9 protein-coding genes and 6 pseudogenes are annotated in these 22,214 nt (G+C 69.5%); 9 read left to right on the top strand and 6 right to left on the bottom strand.

Annotated elements, in window-relative coordinates:
* Positions 1-541 precede the first annotated feature (541 nt).
* Positions 542-1,006: a DUF3592 domain-containing protein gene (locus AOK11_RS02660; protein WP_055592001.1), complete on the bottom strand. Its 465-nt coding sequence runs from the start codon at positions 1,004-1,006 to the stop codon at positions 542-544.
* 765 nt (positions 1,007-1,771) lie between these two features.
* Here AOK11_RS02660 and AOK11_RS02655 point away from each other — a divergent pair.
* Positions 1,772-2,188 carry a hypothetical protein gene (locus AOK11_RS02655; protein WP_055591999.1) on the top strand — a complete coding sequence of 139 codons (417 nt, stop codon included), beginning with the start codon at positions 1,772-1,774 and terminating at the stop codon, positions 2,186-2,188.
* Between the two features lie 197 nt (positions 2,189-2,385).
* Here the strand turns inward: AOK11_RS02655 and AOK11_RS02650 are convergent.
* Positions 2,386-3,062 (bottom strand): annotated as a pseudogene (locus AOK11_RS02650) (IS6 family transposase).
* 266 nt (positions 3,063-3,328) lie between these two features.
* Entirely contained in the window at positions 3,329-3,754 is a 426-nt protein-coding gene (locus tag AOK11_RS02645) for a TOBE domain-containing protein (RefSeq protein WP_055591998.1), read from the bottom strand.
* A gap of 137 nt (positions 3,755-3,891) precedes the next feature.
* Here AOK11_RS02645 and AOK11_RS44370 point away from each other — a divergent pair.
* The 4 genes and pseudogenes from AOK11_RS44370 to AOK11_RS44365 all read left to right on the top strand — a co-directional run.
* A pseudogene (locus tag AOK11_RS44370) lies at positions 3,892-4,141 on the top strand (helix-turn-helix domain-containing protein); the annotation flags it as partial.
* Positions 4,142-4,559: 418 nt separating this feature from the next.
* A complete protein-coding gene (dnaE, locus tag AOK11_RS02640; RefSeq protein WP_055591997.1) occupies positions 4,560-8,159 on the top strand; it encodes a DNA polymerase III subunit alpha in 3,600 nt (1,199 codons plus the stop codon).
* Positions 8,156-8,659: a DUF6300 family protein gene (locus tag AOK11_RS43760; protein WP_055591996.1), complete on the top strand. Its 504-nt coding sequence runs from the start codon at positions 8,156-8,158 to the stop codon at positions 8,657-8,659. The genes dnaE and AOK11_RS43760 overlap by 4 nt, the downstream gene beginning before the upstream one ends.
* Positions 8,660-8,812: 153 nt before the next feature.
* Positions 8,813-9,032: pseudogene (locus AOK11_RS44365) on the top strand (IS6 family transposase); the annotation flags it as partial.
* A 221-nt stretch (positions 9,033-9,253) separates the two neighbouring features.
* Here AOK11_RS44365 and AOK11_RS02630 read toward each other — a convergent pair.
* Positions 9,254-10,891, bottom strand: a complete 1,638-nt coding sequence (locus tag AOK11_RS02630; protein ID WP_079034592.1) for an AAA family ATPase — start codon at positions 10,889-10,891, stop codon at positions 9,254-9,256.
* 385 nt (positions 10,892-11,276) lie between these two features.
* On the opposite strand from AOK11_RS02630, the pseudogene AOK11_RS41400 reads away from it, so the two are divergent.
* Positions 11,277-11,669, top strand: a pseudogene (locus AOK11_RS41400) (IS6 family transposase); the annotation flags it as partial.
* A 23-nt stretch (positions 11,670-11,692) separates the two neighbouring features.
* On the opposite strand, the gene AOK11_RS02620 reads toward AOK11_RS41400, so the two are convergent.
* Together AOK11_RS02620 and AOK11_RS44360 are read right to left on the bottom strand one after the other, a co-directional pair.
* Complete coding sequence (locus AOK11_RS02620; RefSeq protein ID WP_338058906.1) at positions 11,693-12,988, bottom strand: transposase; 1,296 nt, start codon at positions 12,986-12,988, stop codon at positions 11,693-11,695.
* 42 nt (positions 12,989-13,030) lie between these two features.
* A pseudogene (locus tag AOK11_RS44360) lies at positions 13,031-13,203 on the bottom strand (transposase domain-containing protein); the annotation flags it as partial.
* Between the two features lie 476 nt (positions 13,204-13,679).
* Here AOK11_RS44360 and AOK11_RS46340 point away from each other — a divergent pair.
* The 3 genes and pseudogenes from AOK11_RS46340 (at position 13,680) to AOK11_RS46585 (ending at position 22,128) form a co-directional block, all read left to right on the top strand.
* On the top strand, positions 13,680-14,840 hold the full coding sequence (locus tag AOK11_RS46340) for an AMP-binding protein (protein WP_055591993.1): 1,161 nt from the start codon (positions 13,680-13,682) through the stop codon (positions 14,838-14,840).
* Positions 14,792-18,333: pseudogene (locus AOK11_RS46590) on the top strand (type I polyketide synthase); the annotation flags it as partial. The gene AOK11_RS46340 and the pseudogene AOK11_RS46590, both read left to right, overlap by 49 nt.
* A 75-nt stretch (positions 18,334-18,408) precedes the next feature.
* Positions 18,409-22,128 (top strand): type I polyketide synthase, encoded by a 3,720-nt coding sequence (locus AOK11_RS46585; protein WP_420902963.1) that lies wholly within the window; start codon positions 18,409-18,411, stop codon positions 22,126-22,128.
* Positions 22,129-22,214: the final 86 nt, after the last annotated feature.

Raw genomic sequence — 22,214 nt, 5'->3', positions numbered from 1 at the left:
AGTCCCGCCACCGCAAGAAGCGGCCGGCGCCCCTCGCGATCGGCCTTTGGAAACGGCAGACCTAAGCGTCCGGAAGCTACCCCGCGTTAGTGGTCCTGGAGGCGCTGGGCGAGGCGGACCAGCTGTGCAAAGCCCGCACCGTCGAGTACTCCCCCGGCGACGTCATCCTCTGCACCCGCGAGGCCGACCCCCTACGACCTCGAGGGCTACGACCCGCTGAGCGAGGTGGAATCGGAGGGCTGGCACACGTGCAACTGGCGTACCTGGATTGATGACCGGCCCTACAACTACCCGCACACGGCTGCCTGAGATTCTGCGAGAACATCCAAAAAAGAGGAGGCAAAAGAATGTCTGGGATTCAGCTCAAGGAACATCAGGTGGCCCAGAAGGCGAGTTTCCGGAAGTGGGTAGGATTCCCTGCAAGATCATCTATGCCCCCGGAGGGGGCACGGGACACGGCGCTCGGTCCGCGCTCGCGCCGGACGCCGTCCGCGGCTCCATGGCCCATTCCGGGTGCGGCCGCACAGTCGTGCGGGAAGTCCTACGGCAGGAGGCCGTCCACCTCCGTGAACACGGTGTGGGCGATCACCATGAAGCCCACGCACACGGCGATGACCACACCGAGGAAGGCGAGCACGCAACCCGTCCCCGCGGCGAGCTTCCCGCGGGCCGGGGCGTGCGCCGTGGCATGCTCCGGGCTGTCGGCGAGGTAGTACACGGTGACGTGGTCGCCCACGACGACCGTCGACGGGCCGTTCGCCTCGTCGAAGCGAATGACGCGCCCCTCTCGGGTCGTGAACTCGTAGACGTGGTGCAGGGTGGTGTCCACGCCGGTGTCCCCCGCGCCGCCTCTGGTCCTGGTGTAGGTCCGCAGACATCTCCCCTCGGCCGTGAGGCCGTGGTTCCAGGCGCCGCTGACCTGCCTGCTGCGGCTGATGGTCCTGGCGGCCATGACGGACATACCGACGATCACGATGACAGGTATGACGTAGAAAAACGCTTCCATCAGTTCCCCCACCGCTCCCGTCCGCGCCGGGGACGACCGGCACGGTGGGCGCCTGGCCACAGCGCCCGCAGAAGTGTCACACGGAAGATCCCCGAACCATGACGGGGAGATGCGATCCCTCGGCTTCATGCCGGCAGACCACCCGGGGATCTATCACCTCATGACAGTGAAACCCGATGCCCGTGTCATCCCCGTATGAGCGACGGACCGTCACAGCCCGCATGCCTGCACGGTGGCCAGCAGGAAAACGGCCGGCAGCGGCCGACGGTGACTGCCGGCCACCGGCACTGACACGAAGCCGACACATCACGCGAGGCGCAGACGCCTCGGTGGACACACCCCAGGCGCCGCTGACCGGCGAAAGGGAATGGGGGGGCTGATCGGCGTGCAGACGGCCGGGCAACGCCGCCGCCTCTTCCCCTCCTCACGCCCCAGAACGGCACCGAACTCGTCGCCTGAGCCGAAGCCATTCGCCTCCGCCTGGCCCGCTGACCAGTACACATACCGAGACGTGATACCGATCGGCACCACCATGACCTGGCGGTTCATCAACAACGTCAGTGCTCTACCGGCGACCGGTGTCAGCGGCACAACACCGGCCGTCACCCTCTCGACCAGGGCCGACACCACCCCGGATCACTGACACATCAACGCCGAAACCACACCGACAAACCGACGCAGATCATCAAGAGCCCGGTTGTCGAGATTGCGCCATCTCGACGGCGGAAGCTAGTCGTCCGTTCGTGAGCCGATGAAAATGGCACGATGAACCTACTCGTCCGCCTGCGGGTCCTGACCTGCCTGGGATGCATCATCCTGCTGTCCGGTTGTGCCGTGAACAGCACCCCGAGCCCGGACCGCCGCTCCTCTGCCGCTCCCGGCCCCACGGCCACTACCACCGTCGCTCCCGATGCCGCGGTCCAGCTGGCTGAGCGCTACCGCCGGTCCGGTGGGACAAAAGACGTGTATGGGATTGAGCGGAGTTCCGGTCCGGACGACGTGCCCATGTTGACCGTGTGGACGCACAACCCGGACGAAGACGCAAAATCGTTCGATAGCCTCAAAGTGTCGATCACCGGATACTTGGAGCGTAAAGAGCGGCTGTCACTGGAACGGGGCTATCTGATGGACGTCTTCGGTCCGGATGGTTCGCTGCAGCACCGCCTCGACGCCCGCCGGTAACCCCCGGACTCGACGCCGCGCTTCGGACCGGACCGGCGGACCAGTTGTGCGATGCCGGACTCCGCTGCGAGGCACACAACTCAACTCGCCAGATCGAGCGTCAACTCAAGCACTCAGCCAGGCGCTGTCACGTTGTTGGGTGTGCGAGTGTCTGATGGCGCGTCGGGGCGTGGTGGGCTTGCGCTTCGGGCCTGGGGTCAGGCCGTGGTGGGCCGGCCGGCAGCGCCGGTGATCTGGTCCCAGATCACGAAGCGGACGGTCATCTCGGCGCGGTGGTCGGAGGCTGTCATCCGGTGGCGGTGAGGGCGGAAGCGGGGTGAGATGCCGCTGAACGCGGCCAGGAACTGCCGGGCCCCGCCGACGGAGCGGAAGCCTTTCATCGCGCGTTCACGCTGCCGGGTGGGCCGGTGGCTCTTCTCGGCCCGGTTGTTCAGGCCCTTGTGCGAGCGGTGCTCAACGGAGGGCATGACCTCACGGTGGGCGGCGCGTAGGAGCGGAGCTTGTCCGTGACGATCATCCTCGGCACGGCCCCGATTCCTTTGAGGAGCCGACGGAAGAAGCGCCTGGCCGCGGCCTTGTTGCGCCGGTGCTGGACGAGGATGTCCAGCACGTTGCCGTCCTGGTCGACCGCGCGCCAGAGGTACTTCTGCTCGCCGTTGATCGTGATGAAGACCTCGTCCAAGTGCCACGTGTCGCCGGGGCGGGGACGTCGGCGGCGCAGGCCGTTGGCGCAGCCCTGGCCGAACTTCGCGCACCAGCGCCGGACGGTCTCGTGGGAGACGAGCACGCCGCGCTCGCGCATCGGCTCCCCGGCCTCGCGGAACGACAGCGGGAAGCGGGAGTACAGCCACACGCAGTGGGAGATGGTCCCCACCGGGCACCGGTGGCCCCTGTACGGCGGCGGCGTGGACGACCGAGCGAACCCCTCCCCGGCACGACCACCTCCAAGATCATCCCAGGCCGGTCAGCCAACGTGACAACGCCTCGGGGACAGCTCCCGCCCCTCGCACAGGAGCACCCGGCACCCACAACCGACCTGACCGCGCACCGAGTCCTCCACCACCGAGCACTCGGCGACGTCATAAACGAGCACCGATACACCGCCTGATCAGCGGCGACGAGTTTCCGAACGGCACAGGATCAGGCGGTGGCCAGCGAGATCTCGGTCGACTTGATGAGGGCGACCACGGCGGCGCCTGTGGTCAGGCCCAGATCCACGACGGCGTCCTTGGTGATCGCGGCGGTCAGCGACGCTCCTGGGATGGTCACCTTCACGGTGGCCATGGCGCCTCCGACGGTGATCTCGGCGATTGTGCCGGGGAGCTGATTGCGGATGCTGAGCCCCTGCACGGGGCTGCGGCCGGTGGCGAGGGAGATCTCGGTGGACTTCGCCAGTGCGCGCACGGCGGAGCCCTCTGCAATGCCCAGCTCCCTGACCGCGTCGAGCGTGATGGCGGCTGTGATTTCTTGTCCGCCCTCCAGCCGCACCTTCACGGCGGCCATGGCCTCGCCTTCCGCCACGGATACGACGGTGCCCGGGAGCTGATTGCGGATACTGAGGCCCATGACAGTGCTCCCTCGGGGGTGGAGGTCCCTGGTGCTGTGTGCACTGTAGGCGTGCTGAGCAGGGCCGTTCGGTCAACGCGCCGCAGATACCAGGGCAGGGGGCGGTATTGTGCGGCAGATCCGGGAGGAAGCGGGAGATACAGTCCTACACCATCGGTCAGACGGCGCGGCTGCTGGGCGTGAGCGCCGACACCGCACGCCGCTGGGCTGACGCCGGCCGGGTGGCGCCCCACTGCGACGACAGAGGCCGCCGAGTCATCGACGGCCGGAATCCGGCTGCCTTCTGCGTGGAGCTCGCGCGGTCCGGCAGCGCGGGTGAGGAGGGCGTCTCCTATGCCTCTGCTGCCTCTGCCCGTAACGCGTTTGCGGACATTGTCACCGGCGCGATCCAGGGCAGCATGGCAGGGCTCTGCGCCCTGCATGCGGCCGTCAGGCGGAGTCTGGGTGCGCCTTCCGAAGGAGGTACACCGGCAGGTCGTTCCGTTACGGCCAATCCCGCCGACTGTGGCTCGTTCGCTTCCTCGCCCCTAGAGGAAACGGTCTTCCGATGGGCCGTGCGAACGATGACTTCGTGGTCACCAGTACGTAGATCATCTTCGCCTCAGTTGAGCCAATATAGAGATCGTCAATGACGTGCGACACGCGACACGCCACGGACTCTCATGCTCTCCCCACGCGATAGGGCAAGGTCACCGGCACCGCCCCAGTTGATGCTGTTCGAATGGCGGCAGAGACGCCGAAATTGATCTTGGTCTGAGGGGTAGGGTGCAGGCTCCCCAGCATCGCCCACGGAGGTTCCCGTCCGGTGGCTGACAGCTTTGTTCATCTGCACAATCACACTGAGTACTCGATGCTCGACGGCGCGCAGAAGCTGAAGCCGATGTTCGCTGAAGTCGACCGCCAGGGCATGCCGGCCGTCGCCATGAGCGACCACGGCAACATGTTCGGTGCGTACGAGTTCCAGCAGGTGGCCAAGGGCTTCGAGAACGTCAGGCCGATCATCGGGATCGAGGCGTACGTCGCTCCCTCCTCGCGCAGGAACCGCCGGCAGGAGTTCTGGGGCCCCGGCGGGCAGCGCGCCATGTCGGACGACGGGGAGGGCTCGAAGGACGTCAGTGGTGGCGGACGCTTCACTCACATGACCATGTGGGCGACCGGGGTGCAGGGTTTGCGAAACCTCTTTTACCTGTCCACCGAGGCCTCCTACACGGGCCAGTTCCCGGCGGGCAAGCCTCGCATGGACATGGAGCTGATTGCCGAGCATGCCGACGGCATCATCGCGACGACCGGATGCCCGTCCGGCGCGATCCAGACCCGGCTCCGTCTGAAACAGTACGACGAGGCCCGCGCGGTCGCCGCCGCCTACCAGGAAATCTTCGGGAAGGAAAACTACTTCCTGGAACTGATGGACCATGGCCTGTCCATCGAGCAGCAGGTACGGGACGGACTGTTGCGCCTGGCCAAGGAGCTGAACATCCCGCTCCTGGCCACCAACGACGCGCACTATGTCCACGAGAGCCAGGCCGACGCGCACGATAACCTGCTGTGCATCGGTGTCGGCAAGAACAAGGCCGACGAGAAGCGGTTCCGCTTCAATGGCAGCGGCTACTACCTGAAGACCGCGTCTGAGATGCGGGAGCTGTTCTCCGGGTTGCCCGAGGCCTGTGACAACACGCTGCTGATTGCTGAGCGGATCGGGTCGTACGACGAGGTCTTCGACAACATCGACGAGATGCCGCAGTTCCCCGACGTCCCGAAAGGGGAGACACAGGAGTCCTGGCTGCGCAAGGACGTCCTGAAGGGCCTCGCCATGCGCTACGGCGACCCGATCCCCGCCGAAGTCATGGAACGCTTCGAGACCGAGATGTCGATCATCGGACCGATGGGCTTCTCCTCGTACTTCCTCGTGGTCGCCGACATCTGCAAGTACGCCCGCGACAATGGCGTCCCCGTCGGCCCGGGCCGTGGCTCGGCCACCGGCTCGATCGTCGCCTACGCGACCCGCATCACCGAGCTGTGCCCCCTGGAACACGGCCTGCTGTTCGAGCGGTTCCTCAACCCCGAGCGCATCAACCCGCCGGACGTCGACCTCGACTTCGACGACCGCCAGCGCGACAAGATGGTCCGCTACGTCACCGAGAAGTACGGCGACGAGTACACCGCCATGGTGAACACGTTCGGCAAGATCAAGGCCAAGAACGCGATCAAGGACAGCTCACGCATCCTCGGCTACCCCTTCAGCCACGGTGAGCGGATCACCAAGGCGCTGCCGCCGGACATCATGGGAAAGTCAATCCCGCTGGACGGGATCTTCGACCCCGAGCACCCGCGCTACGGCGAGGCCGGTGAGATCCGGACGATGTACGAGAACGAGCCGGACGTCAAGACGGTCATCGACACCGCCAAGGGCGTCGAGGGCCTGACCCGCGGCACCGGCGTGCACGCGGCCGCAGTCATCCTGTCCAAGACCAAGCTGACCGACCGCATCCCGCTGCACATGCGCGCCTCCGACGGTGTAAAGATCACCGGCTTCGACTATCCCAGTTGCGAGAACATGGGGCTGGTCAAGATGGACTTCCTGGGGCTGCGGAACCTGGGCGTCATCGACCACGCCATCCAGAACATTCGCGAGAACCGCGGCGTCAAACTCGCCACCGTCGACCCGCTGGACGGAGACACCAGCACCGTCGTCATCCCCCTCGACGACAAGAAGACCTTCGAACTCCTGGGCCGAGGCGACACCTTCGGCGTGTTCCAGCTCGACGGCGGCGGCATGCGCGCGCTGCTCAAGCTGATGGAACCGACCCGATTCGAAGACATCGCCGCCGCCCTCGCCCTCTACCGGCCCGGCCCGATGGCCGCCAACGCGCACACCAACTACGCGCTGCGGCAGAACGGCAAGCAGAACCCGGACCCGATCCACCCCGAGCTCAAGGAAGTCCTCGAACCCATCCTGGGCTCCACTCACCACCTGCTCATCTTCCAAGAGCAGATCATGGCCATCGCCCGGACCCTGGCCGGCTACACCCTCGGCGGCGCCGACATGCTGCGCCGCGCCATGGGCAAGAAGAAGCCCGAGGTCCTGGCCGCCGAGTGGCAGAAATTCCACGACGGCATGGCCGGCAACGACTACTCGGAAGAGGCCATCAAGGCCATCTGGGACGTCATGCTCCCGTTCTCCGGCTACGCCTTCAACAAGTCCCACACCGCCGGATACGGTCTCGTCTCCTACTGGACCGCCTACCTCAAGGCCAACTACCCGGCCGAGTACATGGCCGCACTGCTGACCTCCGTCGGCGACGACAAGGACAAGGCCGGCATCTACCTGGCCGACGCCCGCAAGCTCGGCGTCACCGTCCTCCCCCCGGACGTCAACGAGTCCGTCGCCGAGTTCACAGCCATCGGCGACGACGTCCGCTTCGGCCTCCGGTCCGTGCGCAACGTCGGCGACAACGTCATCGAAACGATCGTCTCCGCCAGAAAGTCCAAGGGGAAGTTCGCCTCGTTCGCCGACTTCCTCGACAAGGCCGATCTGCCTGCCCTCAACAAGCGGGCCATCGAATCACTCATCAAGGCCGGCGCCTTCGACTCGCTCGGCCACACCCGCAGGGGCCTGTGCGCCGCGCACGAGATGGCCATCGACGCCGTCGTGCCGCTGAAGAAGGCCGCAGCCTACGGACAGGACGACCTCTTCGCCGGGCTGGGAGGCGACAGCAACGGAGCCGAGTCCGACTTCGGACTCGACATAAAGATCGACGACAGCGAGTGGCCGCGCAAGCAGCTTCTGTCCACCGAGCGGGAGATGCTCGGCATGTACGTCTCCGCCCACCCCCTGGACGGCACCGAACACATCCTCGCCGCCAGCCGGGACACCACCATCCCTGATTTGCTGGCCTCCGGACGGACAGAAGGCGTTGTGCGCCTCTCCGGGCTGATCACCAGCGTCCAGAACAAGGTGACCAAGCAGGGCAACGCGTGGGCGATCGTCAACCTCGCCGACCGGGACGGCACCATTGAGGTGCTGTTCTTCCCTGCCGTTTACCAGCTCGTCCTGGGTGCGCTGGTGGAGGACAGCGTCGTGTCCGTTCAGGGACGTATCAACGACCGGGACGGCACCATCAGCATCTTCGGACAGGAACTCCAGGTGCTCGACGTGACGGCCGCCGAGCGCAGCGGAGCGGCGCCGGTACAGCTGACCTTCCCCTACCACCGCATCAACGAGCCGACGGTGAAGGAACTCAAGCGCATTATGGTCGCCCACCCGGGCGAGAATCCGGTGCACCTCTCAGTACGCGGCCCGCAGAAGACGACCGTCTACCTGCTCCAATCCATGGTGAACGCGGCCACGATCGCCTCCGACATCAAGGGCTCCTTCGGTCAGGAAACGTGGCAGGGCGTCACATGACCGGTGGCACGGAGACTACCGTCCAGATCGATGAGGTACCGCCGTGCACGCGCTGTAGTGGCGAAGCGCTGCTACGTGTCAAATTCGGACACTCCTGGACGAACGTCGGCGAGGGCCTGGTCGAAGGGGTCCGCGAGGCGGAGTTATGCCCGGCCTGTGACCGCGGCGAGGTGCCGGCGGCTGAGCTGCTGGCACTCTTCCCAGTCGACGAGCGACTCGATGTCGCGAACTGCACCGCGTTCGGCGGCCTCGTGGCCACCTGGGTGGAGGCCGTGCGACAGCGCAGAGTCGACATGGACCTCATGAACGAGGACACGAGCGGTGGCGGCGCGGCGGACTGTGACGTGATCACGAAGAGGGCGTGCGTCAGACATCCCGCGCATGCCCCATCTGCTTCGGTCAACGGCGACGTTGCTACGGAGAATGGAGAGCCGGCTGCGGCAGCGAGCGCATCCCTGAGTGATTTCCGGCCGAGCCTCCCCGCGGACAGAGCGAAATGAAGTGGCGTTGGTGATGCCCTGTTGCTTGGATGCCCGGTGTGACGGCATTGTCACGTTGGCTGACCGGCCTGGGATGATCTTGGAGGTGGTCGTGCCGGGGAGGGGTTCGCTCGGTCGTCCACGCCGCCGCCGTACAGGGGCCACCGGTGCCCGGTGGGGACCATCTCCCACTGCGTGTGGCTGTACTCCCGCTTCCCGCTGTCGTTCCGCGAGGCCGGGGAGCCGATGCGCGAGCGCGGCGTGCTCGTCTCCCACGAGACCGTCCGGTGCTGGTGTGCGAAGTTCGGGCAGGGCTGCGCCAACGGCCTGCGCCGCCGCCGGCCCCGGCCCGGGGGGCAAGTGGCACCTGGACGAGGTCTTCGTGTTCGCCAACGTGACAGCGCCGATGGTCACCTACGTGCGCGGGTGCCTCGGCCCATCCCAGCAAACTCTGCGTCCTTCGCCGCATCGCCGCGGAGCAGTACTGAGGGGACGGACAGCGGCTTCCGGACCATCTTGCACACCAGGAAAACGATCACCCTGACATGCTCCCGGTCAGCGCAAGATCGTCACTGCCGCCGACGGCGATGACTTTTCGAGCGGCACACTACTCGGTCACACGATTGGCGGAATGCTTTCCGTGAGCTCCTGATATGCGTCCATGATGTCACCCACATGGAGGGTCGTGATCTCGTCCTGCGACGGGACTCCCGAGCTGCCATGCAGGTCGTAGATCCGCAGGTCCCGCACCGCGGCAGCCCTCCGGGCGAGTTCCCGCGCGAAGCGGCCATTGCCGAGGCGGTCGATCACCCCGCTGGTGACGGCAAGGTCACATGACGTGCGCAGCGCCACCGCCGCGTCCTCGGTGAGGGAATCTCCCTGGGTGCCAAGGAACGACTCTGCGATCAGCACAAGCTCGTCAGCTGAATAGGCCGGGAAGTCCACCCGGGCATTGAAACGGGAGGCGAGGCCGGGGTTGGTGGACAGAAGCTCAGCGATCTCGTCCGGATAACCGGCGAGAACCACGACCAGCCGGTGCCGATCATCCTCAGCTCTCTTGAGGAGCACTTGGAGGGCCTCCTTCCCGAAGGCGTCACCTCCCGCATAGCCGGTGTTGGACAGTGCGTACGCCTCGTCGATGAAGAGGACGCCGTCCAGCGCTTCGTCGATGACCTTGGACGTCTTGATCGCCGTCTCTCCGAGGTGCTGTCCCACGAGGTCAACGCGCTGGGCCTCGACGACGTGGCCACGAGCCAGCAGGCCGAGCCCGGCGAAGACCTTGCCGACGACGCGGGCGACCGTGGTCTTGCCAGTACCGGGTGGCCCGGCAAATACCAAGTGCTGTGGAGCCGGTGCCGCAGCCAGGCCCTGGCCCCTGCGCACCGCCGCCATCCTCAGCTGTGCCGACAGGCTACGCACCTGGCGTTTCACCGGGGCGAGGCCAACCATCTCGTCCAGCTCGGCCATCGCCTCGTCCAGCAATGCCGAACGCGCCTCCTTGCTCAAGGTGACATCGGAGGAGTCCTCACGTTGTGCCTGCGCAGCCCCAACAGCCTGGGCGGGCACGCGCGCAGCAGGCGGGACCGTCACCTTCGCTCGCTGGGCCACATCGCCCAGGGCCGGGCTGTACCGGAACGCTGTCTGGAACTGCTTCAGAGCTTCCTCGGCCCGGCCGAGCTGCTCATACGCGCGGCCGCGCGTATAGGCAATCGCCCCGAGAAAGCCGGCGTTATCAGCAAGCGCTTGCGGGAGTGGGTTCAGCACGTTGAGCGCCTCGTGGAAGACCCCTTGGGCGATGAGACTAGCCGCAACGCAGAGTTGCGACTCATCCCGTAGGAAGGGGTCCCGGATTCCCTCGGCAAACGTCAGAAGGAGTGGCCAGTCCTTTTTCAGGGCGGCGTAGCGTGCGCAGATGAAGCGCGTCTCGTCGCAGTCGAGCACGGCGCGGGAGAGCATGTTCCATGCTTGATCGAGTAAGCCGTCGTCCAGGAGCTTCGCCGCCCTCGCGAGCCACAGGTCGCGGGGCGTCTCCAGACGGAAGGTCACGTAGTCCCCGATCTGGAACCGAGAGGACAACGGGGTCTGGAGCTTCGTGCGCATGGCGCCGAAGGACGGGGCTTGGCCGTGCATGGCCTCGATCGCCTGGCCCTGGAGCTGCCCCGTGGCGTGGAGTCCCAGCCAGGCATCGGCGGCAAGCGGGTTGTACGCGAGGGCCGCGTGAAAGGATTCAGCCGCAGCGGCCCGATTACCCAGCCTCAGCTGCGCTACCCCTTGGAGCCACGCCTGCTCGCACTTCTTGATCGAACGCCGTGAAACGGACGGCCCCGGCACCCAGGTCTCCCCTGCTGTCGTCGGTTGATACAGGAATCGTCCACATGGGAAATGCAGGCTGGTTCCACCCGTCAAGTGGGTCTTGACCCCGAATCCTGGACGCGGGTTATGCGGCTGGTGCCAGCGTAGTTGATGTTGTTCCGGGCGCCGTCTCATAGGCGATCGGGCTGCGGTGTCCGAGGCGGGAATGACGGCCCCGGCACTGTCACGTTGGCGAATAGCGTGGGAGGGCCTTCGAGTTGATCATGGTGGAGGGGGCTCGTCCGGGGGGAGCGCGTCGCCGTCGGGCCAGGGGCACCAGTACCCGATGGGAGTCATCTCCCACTGCTTGTGGCGGTACTTCCGCTTCCCGCTCAGCTTCCGCGAGGCCGGGGAGCCGATGCCCGGGCGCGGCGTGCTCGTCTCCCACGAGACGGACCGCAGCTGATCCGCCACGTTCGGGCAGGCCTATGCGAACGGACTGCGCCGCCGCCGGCCGCGGCCCGGGGACACATGGCATCTGGACGAGGTGTTCGTCAGGATCAACGGGGAGCTGACGTGCCGGTGACGGGCCGTGGACGCCGACGGCACCGTCCTGGACATCCTGGTGCAGAACCGGCGGGACAAGGCCGCGGCCAGGCGTTTCTTCCGCCGCCTGATGAAGAAGACGCGTGCGGTCCCGCGAGTGATCGTCACCGACAAGCTGCGCTCCTACGGCGCGGGCCTTGTCCCAAGGCCGGGTAGTTAGCGCTTGGGCCGGGGGCGCAAGGCAGTGGTCCTCGTCGGGGCGGCTGCCGCGTAGCGGCCCGTTCGGATTCTTCTGATCAGCCCTCTTTCGGTCCAGCGAGCAAGTTGTCGATAGGTGGTGACGAGGGTGACGTCACCGAGGAGCTCGGCGATCTCTCTGGCCCGCCACTGCCGCTCGGGCTCTGCCTGCAGCACGGCGAGGACGCGTGTCATGCGGTAGCCGGCGCCGACGTACTCCCGGACCATGGTGATCGGCAGCGCGGGCGGAGAGGGCTGAGGTTGTAGGAGGGCAATCGTCACGGAGGCCACGGTCCGGCTCCCGTCGGGGCGGCCGTCCATCTTCCTTTCCGCATAGCGCGAGATGGGCGACTTCACCTTCCTGGTACTGACGCGGGGCCGACGCTCCGGCGACAGCGCCGACAGGATCTTGCGGCCGATCGTCCCGATGCCCTCCTCGCGGATTCCGTGTGCACGTACGAGCAGGTCACGTGCCGTGTAAAGGGCGATCGTGAAGCTGCATCGGTCGGGGTCGGTCCCCGGCCGGGACTCCGCCGCCTCGACCATGGCGCGGCGCAGGAGCTGGTAGAGGGTGAGCAGGGCCCACATCTCCTGCTCGACGCCGGCCAGGTCACGCGAGCGCAGGACACGTCCGTGCAGGATGGTGTGGCGCAACGCGTAGTAGGCGCTCTCGTGCTCCCAGCGCTCGTGATAGAGGCGCACGAGACGGTCGGCGGGGTAGCGGCGGGCGTCCAGGAGCGTGGTCACCAGACGGTAGGAGCCGTCGAAGCCGCTGCCGTCCGTGCAGGCGACGCGCACCTGGGCCTCGATGATGCGCACGACGACACCGCCGATGACCGAGAGATACGAGGAGTCCGCGAGAGGTTGCAGAACCGGTGGGCAGCGGCGCTGGCTGATGCGGCCGACGACCCGTGCGCCGGTGGTGTGCACGGCGGCGAGGAAGTCGTTGGCGTCGAAGCCCCGGTCCCACAGCACCGGCATCTCGGGGCCCAGATGGTGCAACAGCCTGGTGGCGTAGGAGGTTTCGCCCTCCCGGGTGGGGCCGAAGACCGCTCCGATCACGGCCCGGGTGCCGGTCTCGACCAGTGTCATCAGCTCGACCTGGGGATAGCCGCCGTGCGGGCACCGCCCCAGCCGGCCCCGGTTGCGCTCGCTGTCGGGCGTCTTGATCGAGCTGCAGCCGTCGAAGGAGACCGTGCGGTAAGGACCGAAGCGCACTCCCGGCGTCCGTGGTTGAGCCAGCGCCCCAGCCACCACCTCGAAGAGGACTTTCATCGGGGCGCAGCCCACTCGGCGGCGCAGATCGCGCAGACCCGTCGCACTGGGGGCAGGCAGGACGCCGCCGGTCCCGGAGATCAACTTGTCCCACACCAGCCGGTATCCGACCTCCGGAAACAGGCACATCGCCACCAGGAAGTACACCCGACCCGGGACGGCAGGTCCCGCAGCCGATGCTGCACCGCTCGGGTCTCCTCCAGAACGGCATCCACCAATTCGAAGGGCAGAAACGGGGTCAGACCACCCAGATGCCCGGCAGCGAACCTCCCGGCGGCCACGGTAACCGTACGGGTGATGACCGTCACCGGGACGGGCAAGACATGATGAGACGGCAACGGAGCTCCTCGGATACAAGCTGTCTTGGTCGACTGCCTGTATCAACGAGCTCCGTTGCTCTACGCCGAGCCCACCTTCAACGGGTTTGCATGACCGGCGGAAACGTTAACTACCGGGCCTTGGGGAAAGTTCAGTCGCCGGTTCCCCCTGAGGTCCAGTCGGTCGGTGACCGTATGTGGTGCCGAGGGCGTCGGCGCCCGTGCTGACGACGCTCCGGCAGCGGNNTGCCGGAGCGTCGTCAGTGCCGGGTCCCCCGCCACGGAATGAGCAGGGTCGCTGCGCCACTGCCGCAGGGGAACCAGGCGAACCGCGCCACCATCTTCCGTAGGAGTCCACGGGAGGGGCGGAACGAGTGGGTACAGACACGGACACCATCAGGCCACTGCCGGAGTCGCTCCGGGAACATGCCCGGCACCTCGGGGAGAAGGTCGCCTTCCAGGACCGCCGTACGCGGCGGACCTACCGGGACCTGGAATGCAGGACCGGACGGCTGGCCGGACATGTGGCGGGGCTCGGCCTGGCGCGGGGCGAACGGATGGCCATCCTGCTCGGCAACCGTGTCGAGGCGGTCGAGAGCCTGCTCGCCGTTACCCGGGCGAGCGGGGTGGGCGTGCCGCTGGATCCCGGGAGCTCAGGGGCGGAGTTGGCCCATCTGCTGGAGGACTGTGGTGCGCGCGTGCTCATCACCGATGAGGCCCGGCTGACGCATCGGCGGGGACTGCTGTCCCGCCCCGGGCTGATCGTGGTGGTGGCCGAGGGCGGTGAGGAGGACGGGGACACTCCGCTATCCGGGGACTCCGGAGCGTTGGCGGATGGGGCCGGGGCGGCGGGCGGCGTTCTGCGGTACGAGGAGTTGGCGTGTACGGAGCCGGGGACGCCCGCCCGGGACGATCTTGGGTTGGACGAGACGGCGTGGCTGCTCTACACCTCCGGGTCCTCCGGCACCCCCAAGGGAGTACTGTCCACCCAGCGCAACCGCCTCGCGCCGGTCGCGGCGGGCCTCGTCGGTGTTCTCGGTCTGTCGGAACGGGACCGGGTGCTGTGGCCGTTGCCCCTCCACCATGCCATGAGCCAGGTGGTCTGCGCCCTTGGGGTGACCGCGACCGGGGCGAGCGCCATGCTCCCGCCCCGGTTCTCGGTGGCGGAGGTGCTCGGCGAACTGCGCCGTACGGACGCCCCCTACACTCTCCTCGGCGGGGTGCCGACGACGTACTCGGCCCTGCTCGACGCGGTCCGGAGCGAGGAGGGTGACGGGGAGGAGGGCGGCGGGCTCAGGGCGCCCGCGCTGCGGGGCTGCATCAGCGGGGGCGCTTCGGCGGGGTCCGAGTTCCGGAGGTCCTTCGAGGCAATCTGTCGGGCCCCCTACCTGGAGCACTACGGCAGCACCGAGGCGGGTCCGGTCACCATGGCGGCACCGGGCAGCACATCGGCGGCCGGGTGCTGCCCGGCACCCGGGTCCGGGTCGGCGGTGGCGCGAACGGACAGGACACCGGCGAGGGTGAGCTGTGGGTGAGCGGGCCTGGAGTCATGGCCGGCTACCACGGCAGGCCGGAGGCCACCGCCGAGGTGTTGCGCGACGGTTGGTTCCGCACCGGCGACCTGGCCAGGATCGAGGCTTCCGGCGAACTCGTGATCACCGGCCGGGCGAGTGAGCTGATCATCCGAGGCGGAGCGAACATCCACCCCTCGGAGGTGGAGGCGGTGCTGTGGCGGCTGCCCGGGGTGGCGGACGCCGCCGTGGCCGGACGCCCGCACCCCGTCTTCGGCGAGGTGCCGGTCGGCTATCTGGTCCCCGCACCGGGCAGCGGTGTACTGGACAGGGGGGCGGTCCTCGCCGCCTGTCGTGCGGAACTGTCCGCTTTCAAGGTGCCCGCCGAACTGTACGAGGTGGAGGGCATTCCCCGTACCGCCTCTGGAAAAGTGCGGCGGCACGCCCTCGCCGACCGGCCCGCACGGACGCTGGGCACAGGGGCGGCCGAGGAGTCGACGGCGGACCTGCTGGCCCTGGTGCGGAACGAGGCTGCGGCCGTGCTCGGTTGTACGGCGGAGGCGGTGGAGCCCGGAACGGCGCTCCGCGATCTCGGCATGGACTCGCTGACGGCGACGGTGCTACGGGAGCGGTTGTCGGCGGCGACCGGCCTCCCGCTCTCCGAGGCCGTCGCCTTCGACTTCCCCACGGCCGCCGCGCTCGCCGCCCACCTCCGTTCGCGGAGCGCCACCGCACCGTCGGGAGCCGGGATCGCGCACCAAGGCGCGGCTCGGTCGGACGACGATCCTGTGGTGATCGTGGGGATGGCCTGCCGCTATCCCGGGGGCGTGACCTCCCCCGAGGAGCTGTGGCGGCTGGTGGCTGACGGGAGGGACGCCATCGGTCCGTTCCCCACCGACCGGGGCTGGGACACGGAGGCGCTGTACGACCCGGACCCCGGGCGGTCCGGCCGAACGTATGTACGTGAGGGCGGCTTCCTCTCCGATGTGGACCGCTTCGACCCCGGCTTCTTCGGCATCTCCCCCCGCGAGGCTTTGGCCATGGACCCACAGCACCGGCTGCTGCTCGAAGTGGCGTGGGAGGCCCTCGAGCACGCCGGTCTCGTTCCCCGCACCCTGCGCGGCTCGTCGGCTGGGGTGTACGTCGGGCTGATGTACAGCGACTACGCCGGCCGTCTCACAGAGGTACCCGAGCATGTCGAGGGCTACCTCGGCATCGGCAGCGCCGGAAGCGTCGCCTCAGGTCGTATCGCCTACACCTTCGGCCTGGAGGGCCCGGCCGTCACAGTGGACACGGCGTGCTCGTCGTCCCTGGTGGCCCTGCACCTGGCGGCCCAGGCGCTGCGCCGGGGCGAGTGTCCTTCGCGCTGGCCGGCGGGGTCACGGTGATGTCGGGGCCCTCGTCGTTCGTGGAGTTCAGCCGGCAGCGGGCACTGGCCCCGGACGGCCGCTGCAAGGCGTTCGGTGCGTCCGCCGACGGCACGGGATGGGCCGAGGGCGCCGGCATGCTGTTGCTGAGCCGGTTGTCCGAGGCGCGCCGCGCCAGGCTTCCGGTGCTGGCCGTGGTCCGCGGCTCGGCGGTGAACCAGGACGGGGCGAGCAACGGGCTGACGGCACCGCACGGTCCGGCGCAGCAGCGGGTGATCCGGCAGGCCCTTGCGGACGCGGGGCTGGCCCCCGGGGACATCGACGCGGTGGAGGCACACGGCACCGGCACCCGGCTGGGCGATGTCATCGAGGCGGAGGCGTTTTCGGCGACGTACGGGCGGGAGGCGCGGGAGCATCCGCTCTGGCTGGGCTCGGTGAAGTCGAACATCGGTCACACCCAGGCCGCCGCCGGGGTGGCGGGCGTGATCAAGACGGTGCAGGCGATGGCCCACGGCGTGCTGCCGCGTACGCTGCACGCCGACGAACCGACCAGCCGAGTCGACTGGTCGTCGGGGCGGTTGGCGCTGCTGACCCGGGAGGTGGAGTGGCCGAGGACAGACCGCCCCCGCAGGGCGGGGGTGTCCTCCTTCGGCATCAGCGGCACCAACGCCCATGTGGTGCTGGAGGAGGCCCCGGCGGATCGGGATGCCCCGCCGCCGGTTTCCGTGGCGGACGACGGGGCCGGGAGCAGCCGCGTCGATGGCGGGGCGGTGCCGCCGTCCGTGGCTGTTGCGGTGTCGGCGAGGAGCGGGTCGGGGCTGCGGGCCCAGGCGCGGCGGCTGTACGACCAGGTAGCCGCCGACCCGGACGCGGCGCCGGTGGACATCGGGTACTCGCTCGCCACCACCCGCGCGGCCTTCGAGCACCGGGCCGTGGTGGTGGCCCGGGACCGTGCGGAACTGCTCGCCTCCCTGCGGGCGGTGGCGGAGGGAAAAAGCCGGCCCGGGGTGCGGACGGGCACGTCCCGTCGCCAGGGCCCGCTGGCCCTGCTCTTCACCGGCCAGGGCAGCCAACGCGTGGGCATGGGACGTGAGCTGTACGAGTCCCGGGAACTCCATCCAAGCTTCGCCCGGTCGTTCGACGAGAGCTGCTCCCTGCTCAACCCGCTGTTGCCGGTGCCTCTGCGGGACGTCGTGTTCGCTGGCTCCGGCACGGAGACGGACGCGCTCCTGCACACGACCCGGTTCGCGCAGCCGGCGCTCTTCGCCCTGGAGACGGCCCTGTTCCGGCTGCTCGAGACCTGGGGTGTGCGCCCGGATCTGGTGGCCGGGCACTCGGTGGGCGAGGTGACCGCGGCGCATGTCGCCGGGGTGCTGTCCCTCGCGGACGCCTGCACCCTGGTGGCGGCCCGGGGCCGACTGATGGACGCGCTGCCTGCGGGCGGTGCGATGGCCGCCGTGGCCGCCGACGCGGACGAGGTGGCCGAAGTGGCCGCCCAACTCGCCGGGACGGGGCGTGTGGTGGAGGTCGCCGCCGTCAACGGGCCCGCCTCGGTGGTCGTCTCCGGGGACGAGACCGCAGTGCAAAAGACCGTCGCGCACTTCCAGGAGCGGGGCCGGTCCACGACGCCACTGCGGGTGAGCCACGCCTTCCACTCCGCGCGGATGGAACCCATGCTGGCCGACTTCGCGGACGTGGTGCGGCGCCTCTCCTTCGCCGCGCCGCGGATTCCCCTGGTCAGCGCCGTATCCGGCCGGGCCGGCACCGAGGAGGAGCTGAGCTCACCGGAGTTCTGGGTGGGCCATGTCCGCCGCCCGGTCCGCTTCGCCGATTCAGTGGCGTATCTCCAGGACCGGGGCGCGGCACACTACGTCGAGCTGGGGCCGGACGGGGTGCTCACCGGCCTGGTCCGCAGCTGCCTCGCCGCGACCGGAGCGGCTCCGGCGGGCCCGGGCACGGACGGAGCGCCCGTCGGCGAGCGGACCCCGACGCCGCTGGTCCTGCCGACTCTGCGCGGGGTGCGGCCGGAGGCGGACGCCCTGCTCGACACTGTGGCCGCACTGCACACCCATGGCGTGCCCGTCGACTGGCGGGCCGTCTTCGCCGGGCGCGGCGGTCGGCGCGTCCCTCTGCCCACGTACGCCTTCCAGCGCCGCCGGTACTGGCTCGACGCCACCCCGCGGCATCGGGCCACTCCCCCACCGGACGCCCCGGCCCACCCGCTGTTGTCGTCCCGCACCGCGACGGCCGACGACGACGGGCTGTTGCTGAGCGGGCTGCTCTCGGTGCACGACCAGCCCTGGTTGGCCGACCATGTGGTGGCGGGGACGGTATTGCTGCCGGCGGCCGCCTTCGTGGAGATGGCCCTGCACGTCGGTGAGTCGGCGGGCGCGCCCGTCCTGGACGAACTCGCCCTGACCGCGCCGCTGTCGCTGCCTGCGGACGGCACGGTCGAGCTGCAGGTGAAGGTGTCGGGGCCAGACGGTGCGGGACGGCGGAGCGTGCTCTTCCACGCCCGGCCGCACACGCCGACGGGTGACCGGCCCTGGCATCGGCATGCCTCCGGGACGCTCGGGCCGGAGCGGCAGCCGGCGGACCGCGGAGCGGCCGCGACCGGGGCAGGGGCCGGGGCCACGCCCTGGCCGCCGCCGGGCGCGGTGCCGCTGTACGCCGACGATCCGGGTGCCGACCCGTACGAGCGGCTGGCCGGAAGCGGGCTGAGCTACGGCCCCACCTTCCGGGGCCTGCGCGCCGCCTGGCGGCTCGGGGAGGAGCTGTACGCCGAGGTCACGCTGCCCGAGGCCGCCGGGGCCCCGCTCCCGGACGCGGGTGGCCCAGGGTTCGTCCTGCATCCGGCGCTGTTGGACGCGGCGCTGCACGCCCTGGCGCTCGACGGGCGCACGGCGGACCGTGCCGGGACGGACAGGACGGATGGTGGTGGGGTTTCCCTGCCGTTCGCCTTCGGCGGGGTGCGCCTGCACACGGCCGGCGCGCGGCGGTTGCGGGTGCGGATCACTCCCGGTCCGGACAGGCGGGCCGGAGTGGAGCTGACCGACGCGGCGGGCGCGCCGGTGGCCGCGGTACGTTCGCTGACGCTCCGGCCCCTTCCGCGTACCGGATCGGGAACGGTGGATCCGGTCCCTGGGGTTCTCCACCGGATGGACTGGGTGCCGCTGCCCGAGCCGCCCGTACCTCCGGTGGTGCCCCCGTGGGGCGTCCTGGGCACGGCGGGCACACGGCAGGTGGATGTGCTCGCGCCCCGGGGTTCCGGCGTTCCGGTGTACGCCGACCTGGCGGCGGACGGCGCATCACCGGCCGTCCTCGTTGCACCGTGCCCACCGCCACCGGACACGGCCGGCGGTGCCCAGGACCCGGCGGCGCAGATACGGTGGGCGGCGGGCTGGGCACTGAAGCTGGTACGGGAGTGGCTCGCCGAACCTCGCCCGGCGGACTCCTGTCTCGTCCTTGTCACCTCCGGCGCCGTCACCCCGGATGGTGGTGGTCCGGTTGACGGTGGCACCGGTTCCGAGGATTCCGGCGCATCCGGTGGATGCGCTTCCGCACCGGCCCACGCACCGGTGTGGGGGCTGGTCCGCTCGGCCCTGCGGGAGAATCCGGGCCGGTTCGCCCTGGTCGACATGGACGATCACCCCGACTCCGTGCGCCTCCTCCCCGTCCTGCTGGCCGCCGTGGCGCCGGAGACAGCCGTACGACGGGGAACAGCGTACGTACCGAAGCTGGTCCGGGTGGCCGGGGCGACGGGGGAACGGCGGTCCCGGCGGCGGCTCGATCCGGGGGGCACCGTCCTGGTCACCGGCGGTACCGGTTTCCTGGGCATGCTGGTGGCACGGCACTTGGTCGCCGCCCATGGCGTCCGACGTCTGCTGCTTGTCGGCCGACGCGGACCGGACGCACCAGGGGTGGACGAACTCGTCACGGAACTGGGCGAGTCGGGCGCCGAGGTGACCGTCCGGGCGTGCGACGTCGCGGACCGGACGGCGCTCGCCGCCCTGCTCGGCTCGGTGCCGGCGGCCCATCCGCTGACCGGTGTGGTGCACACCGCGGGGGTACTGGACGACGGCACCCTCCCGGCGCTCACCGCCGACCGTCTGGAGCGGGTGCTGCGGCCCAAGGCGGACGCCGCCCTCGCCCTGCACGAGCTGACCCGGGGGCGCGACTTGGCAATGTTCGCGCTGTTCTCCTCGGTGGCGGGTACCTTCGGCTCCGCCGGTCAGGCCAACTACGCGGCCGCCAACTGCGTGCTGGACGCCCTGGCACGGCACCGGAGAAGGCTCGGTCTGCCCGGTACGTCGATCGCCTGGGGTCCCTGGCGGCAGAGCGAGGGCATGATGGCGCACCTCACCGACACGGACCTGCGGCGGATGGCCCGCTCGGGATTCGGCCCGCTCGAGGCGGACGAGGGCCTGGCCCTCTTCGACGCCGCCGTGGCCGGTGAGGACCCGGTGGTGGTGGCAGCCCGCCTCGCCCCGACCCTCCTAAGCGGCAGCGATCCAGCGGCGGGCCGGTCCCGGCCGCCCGTCCCCGATGCGGCGGGCACGGGCGGCCGGGGCGGGGCCCTGTTCGGCCGACGGCTGGCGGCCGCTTCCCCGGGCGAGCGGGGCGAGTTGCTGCTCACAGAGGTGCGGGCCCTGGCGGCCTCGGTACTGGGCCACCCGGAGGGGACGGCCGCGATTGACGGGGACGACCTGCTGGCAGACCTGGGGCTCGACTCCCTGGCCGCGGTCGACCTGCGCAACTTGCTCGCGACGTCGACGGGGCTGACGCTGCCGCCCACGCTGCTGTTCGACTTCCCGACCCCGCGCACGGTTGCCGCCGAACGGGCAGAGCGGTACGCCCAGGAGGCAACTCCTCCCGGCGTCACCGGTGCCCCCGGCAACCCCGGCGCCCTCGAACGACCGGATGCCATCGGCCACCCGGGCGGCCCCGACCGAACGGCGGACAACGGTGTTCCCGGCGGTCCGGGGATGGCCGGTCCACCGCAAGCCCCGGCGCGGGCCGGGGACGCACCGGACACCGGAGGTGCTTCGGATTCCCTGGGTGCGCTCTTCCGCGCCGCTTGCGACCGGGGGCGGACCTGGGACGGCATGGCGCTGCTCACCATCGCCGCACGCCTCCGCCCAGCCTTCGACAGCGCCAAGGCGCCCGGTGCGGCACTCGATCCCGTGACTCTCGCACCGGGCGGCGCGGGGCCCCGGCTGATCTGCTTCCCCGCCCTCAGTGCGCTCTCGGGACCCCAGGAATACGCGCGCTTCGGCACCGGACTGCGGGGCCTGCGGCCGGCCTGGGCGGTGCGGCACCCAGGGTTCGGGCACGGGCAGGCGCTGCCGGCCACGCTGGACGCCCTCGTCACCGCCCAGGCCGCCACCGTCCGCGCGGCCGCGGGTGACGGACCGTTGGTCCTGTTGGGCCGCTCGGCCGGTGGCTGGGTGGCCCAGGCCGTGGCCGAGCGGCTGGAGGCCGAAGGCTCCGCCCCGCTCGCCGTAGTCCTGGTGGACACCTATCCCAGCAGTGACGACGACCATGGACAGACACTCTCCGCAATGACGTCGGACATGCTGCACCGGGCGGCGGAGTTCCTCCCGACCGCCCCGGACCGACTCACCGCCATGGCCGGGTACTTCGAGCTTTTCGCCGGCTGGAAGCCTTTGCGGCTCGCCTCCCCCACCCTCTTCGTACGGGCCCGGGACTCGCTGCCCGGCGCGGAGCCCGCCCCGGTATGGGATCTTCCGCACACCGAAGTCACCGTGCCTGGAGACCACTTCACCATGCTGGAAGAGCATGCCCGTACCACCGCGCTCGCAGTCCACCACTGGCTGGCCGATCCGGACCGACGAACCCCTGATGCCCTGCACCGGTCGCAGGTGCCGCGGGACGCCCCGGCAGGCCCTCTGGGGACAACCGGCGTCACAGGCTGGACTGCATGATCGAGGAATACGGGACACATGAACATGCGGCCTTACCAGTCCCGAGGCCGGAAACAGGAGGCAGAGATCAACCCGCACGTGCGGGT

The organism is Streptomyces hirsutus, assembly GCF_001418415.1.
Taxonomy (GTDB): Bacteria; Actinomycetota; Actinomycetes; order Streptomycetales; family Streptomycetaceae; genus Streptomyces; species Streptomyces hirsutus.
The sequence above is the reverse complement of the archived record's forward strand: the minus strand, read 5'-3'. Positions and strand labels throughout refer to the sequence as shown.

Bases quoted from the DNA above. Each gene is read 5' to 3' on its own strand.
- AOK11_RS02660 (WP_055592001.1), bottom strand. From the start codon at position 1,006: ATGGAAGCGTTTTTCTACGTCATACCTGTCATCGTGATCGTCGGTATG.
- AOK11_RS02655 (WP_055591999.1), top strand. From the start codon at position 1,772: ATGAACCTACTCGTCCGCCTGCGGGTCCTGACCTGCCTGGGATGCATC.
- AOK11_RS02645 (WP_055591998.1), bottom strand. From the start codon at position 3,754: ATGGGCCTCAGTATCCGCAATCAGCTCCCGGGCACCGTCGTATCCGTG.
- AOK11_RS43760 (WP_055591996.1), top strand. From the start codon at position 8,156: ATGACCGGTGGCACGGAGACTACCGTCCAGATCGATGAGGTACCGCCG.
- AOK11_RS02620 (WP_338058906.1), bottom strand. From the start codon at position 12,988: ATGAAAGTCCTCTTCGAGGTGGTGGCTGGGGCGCTGGCTCAACCACGG.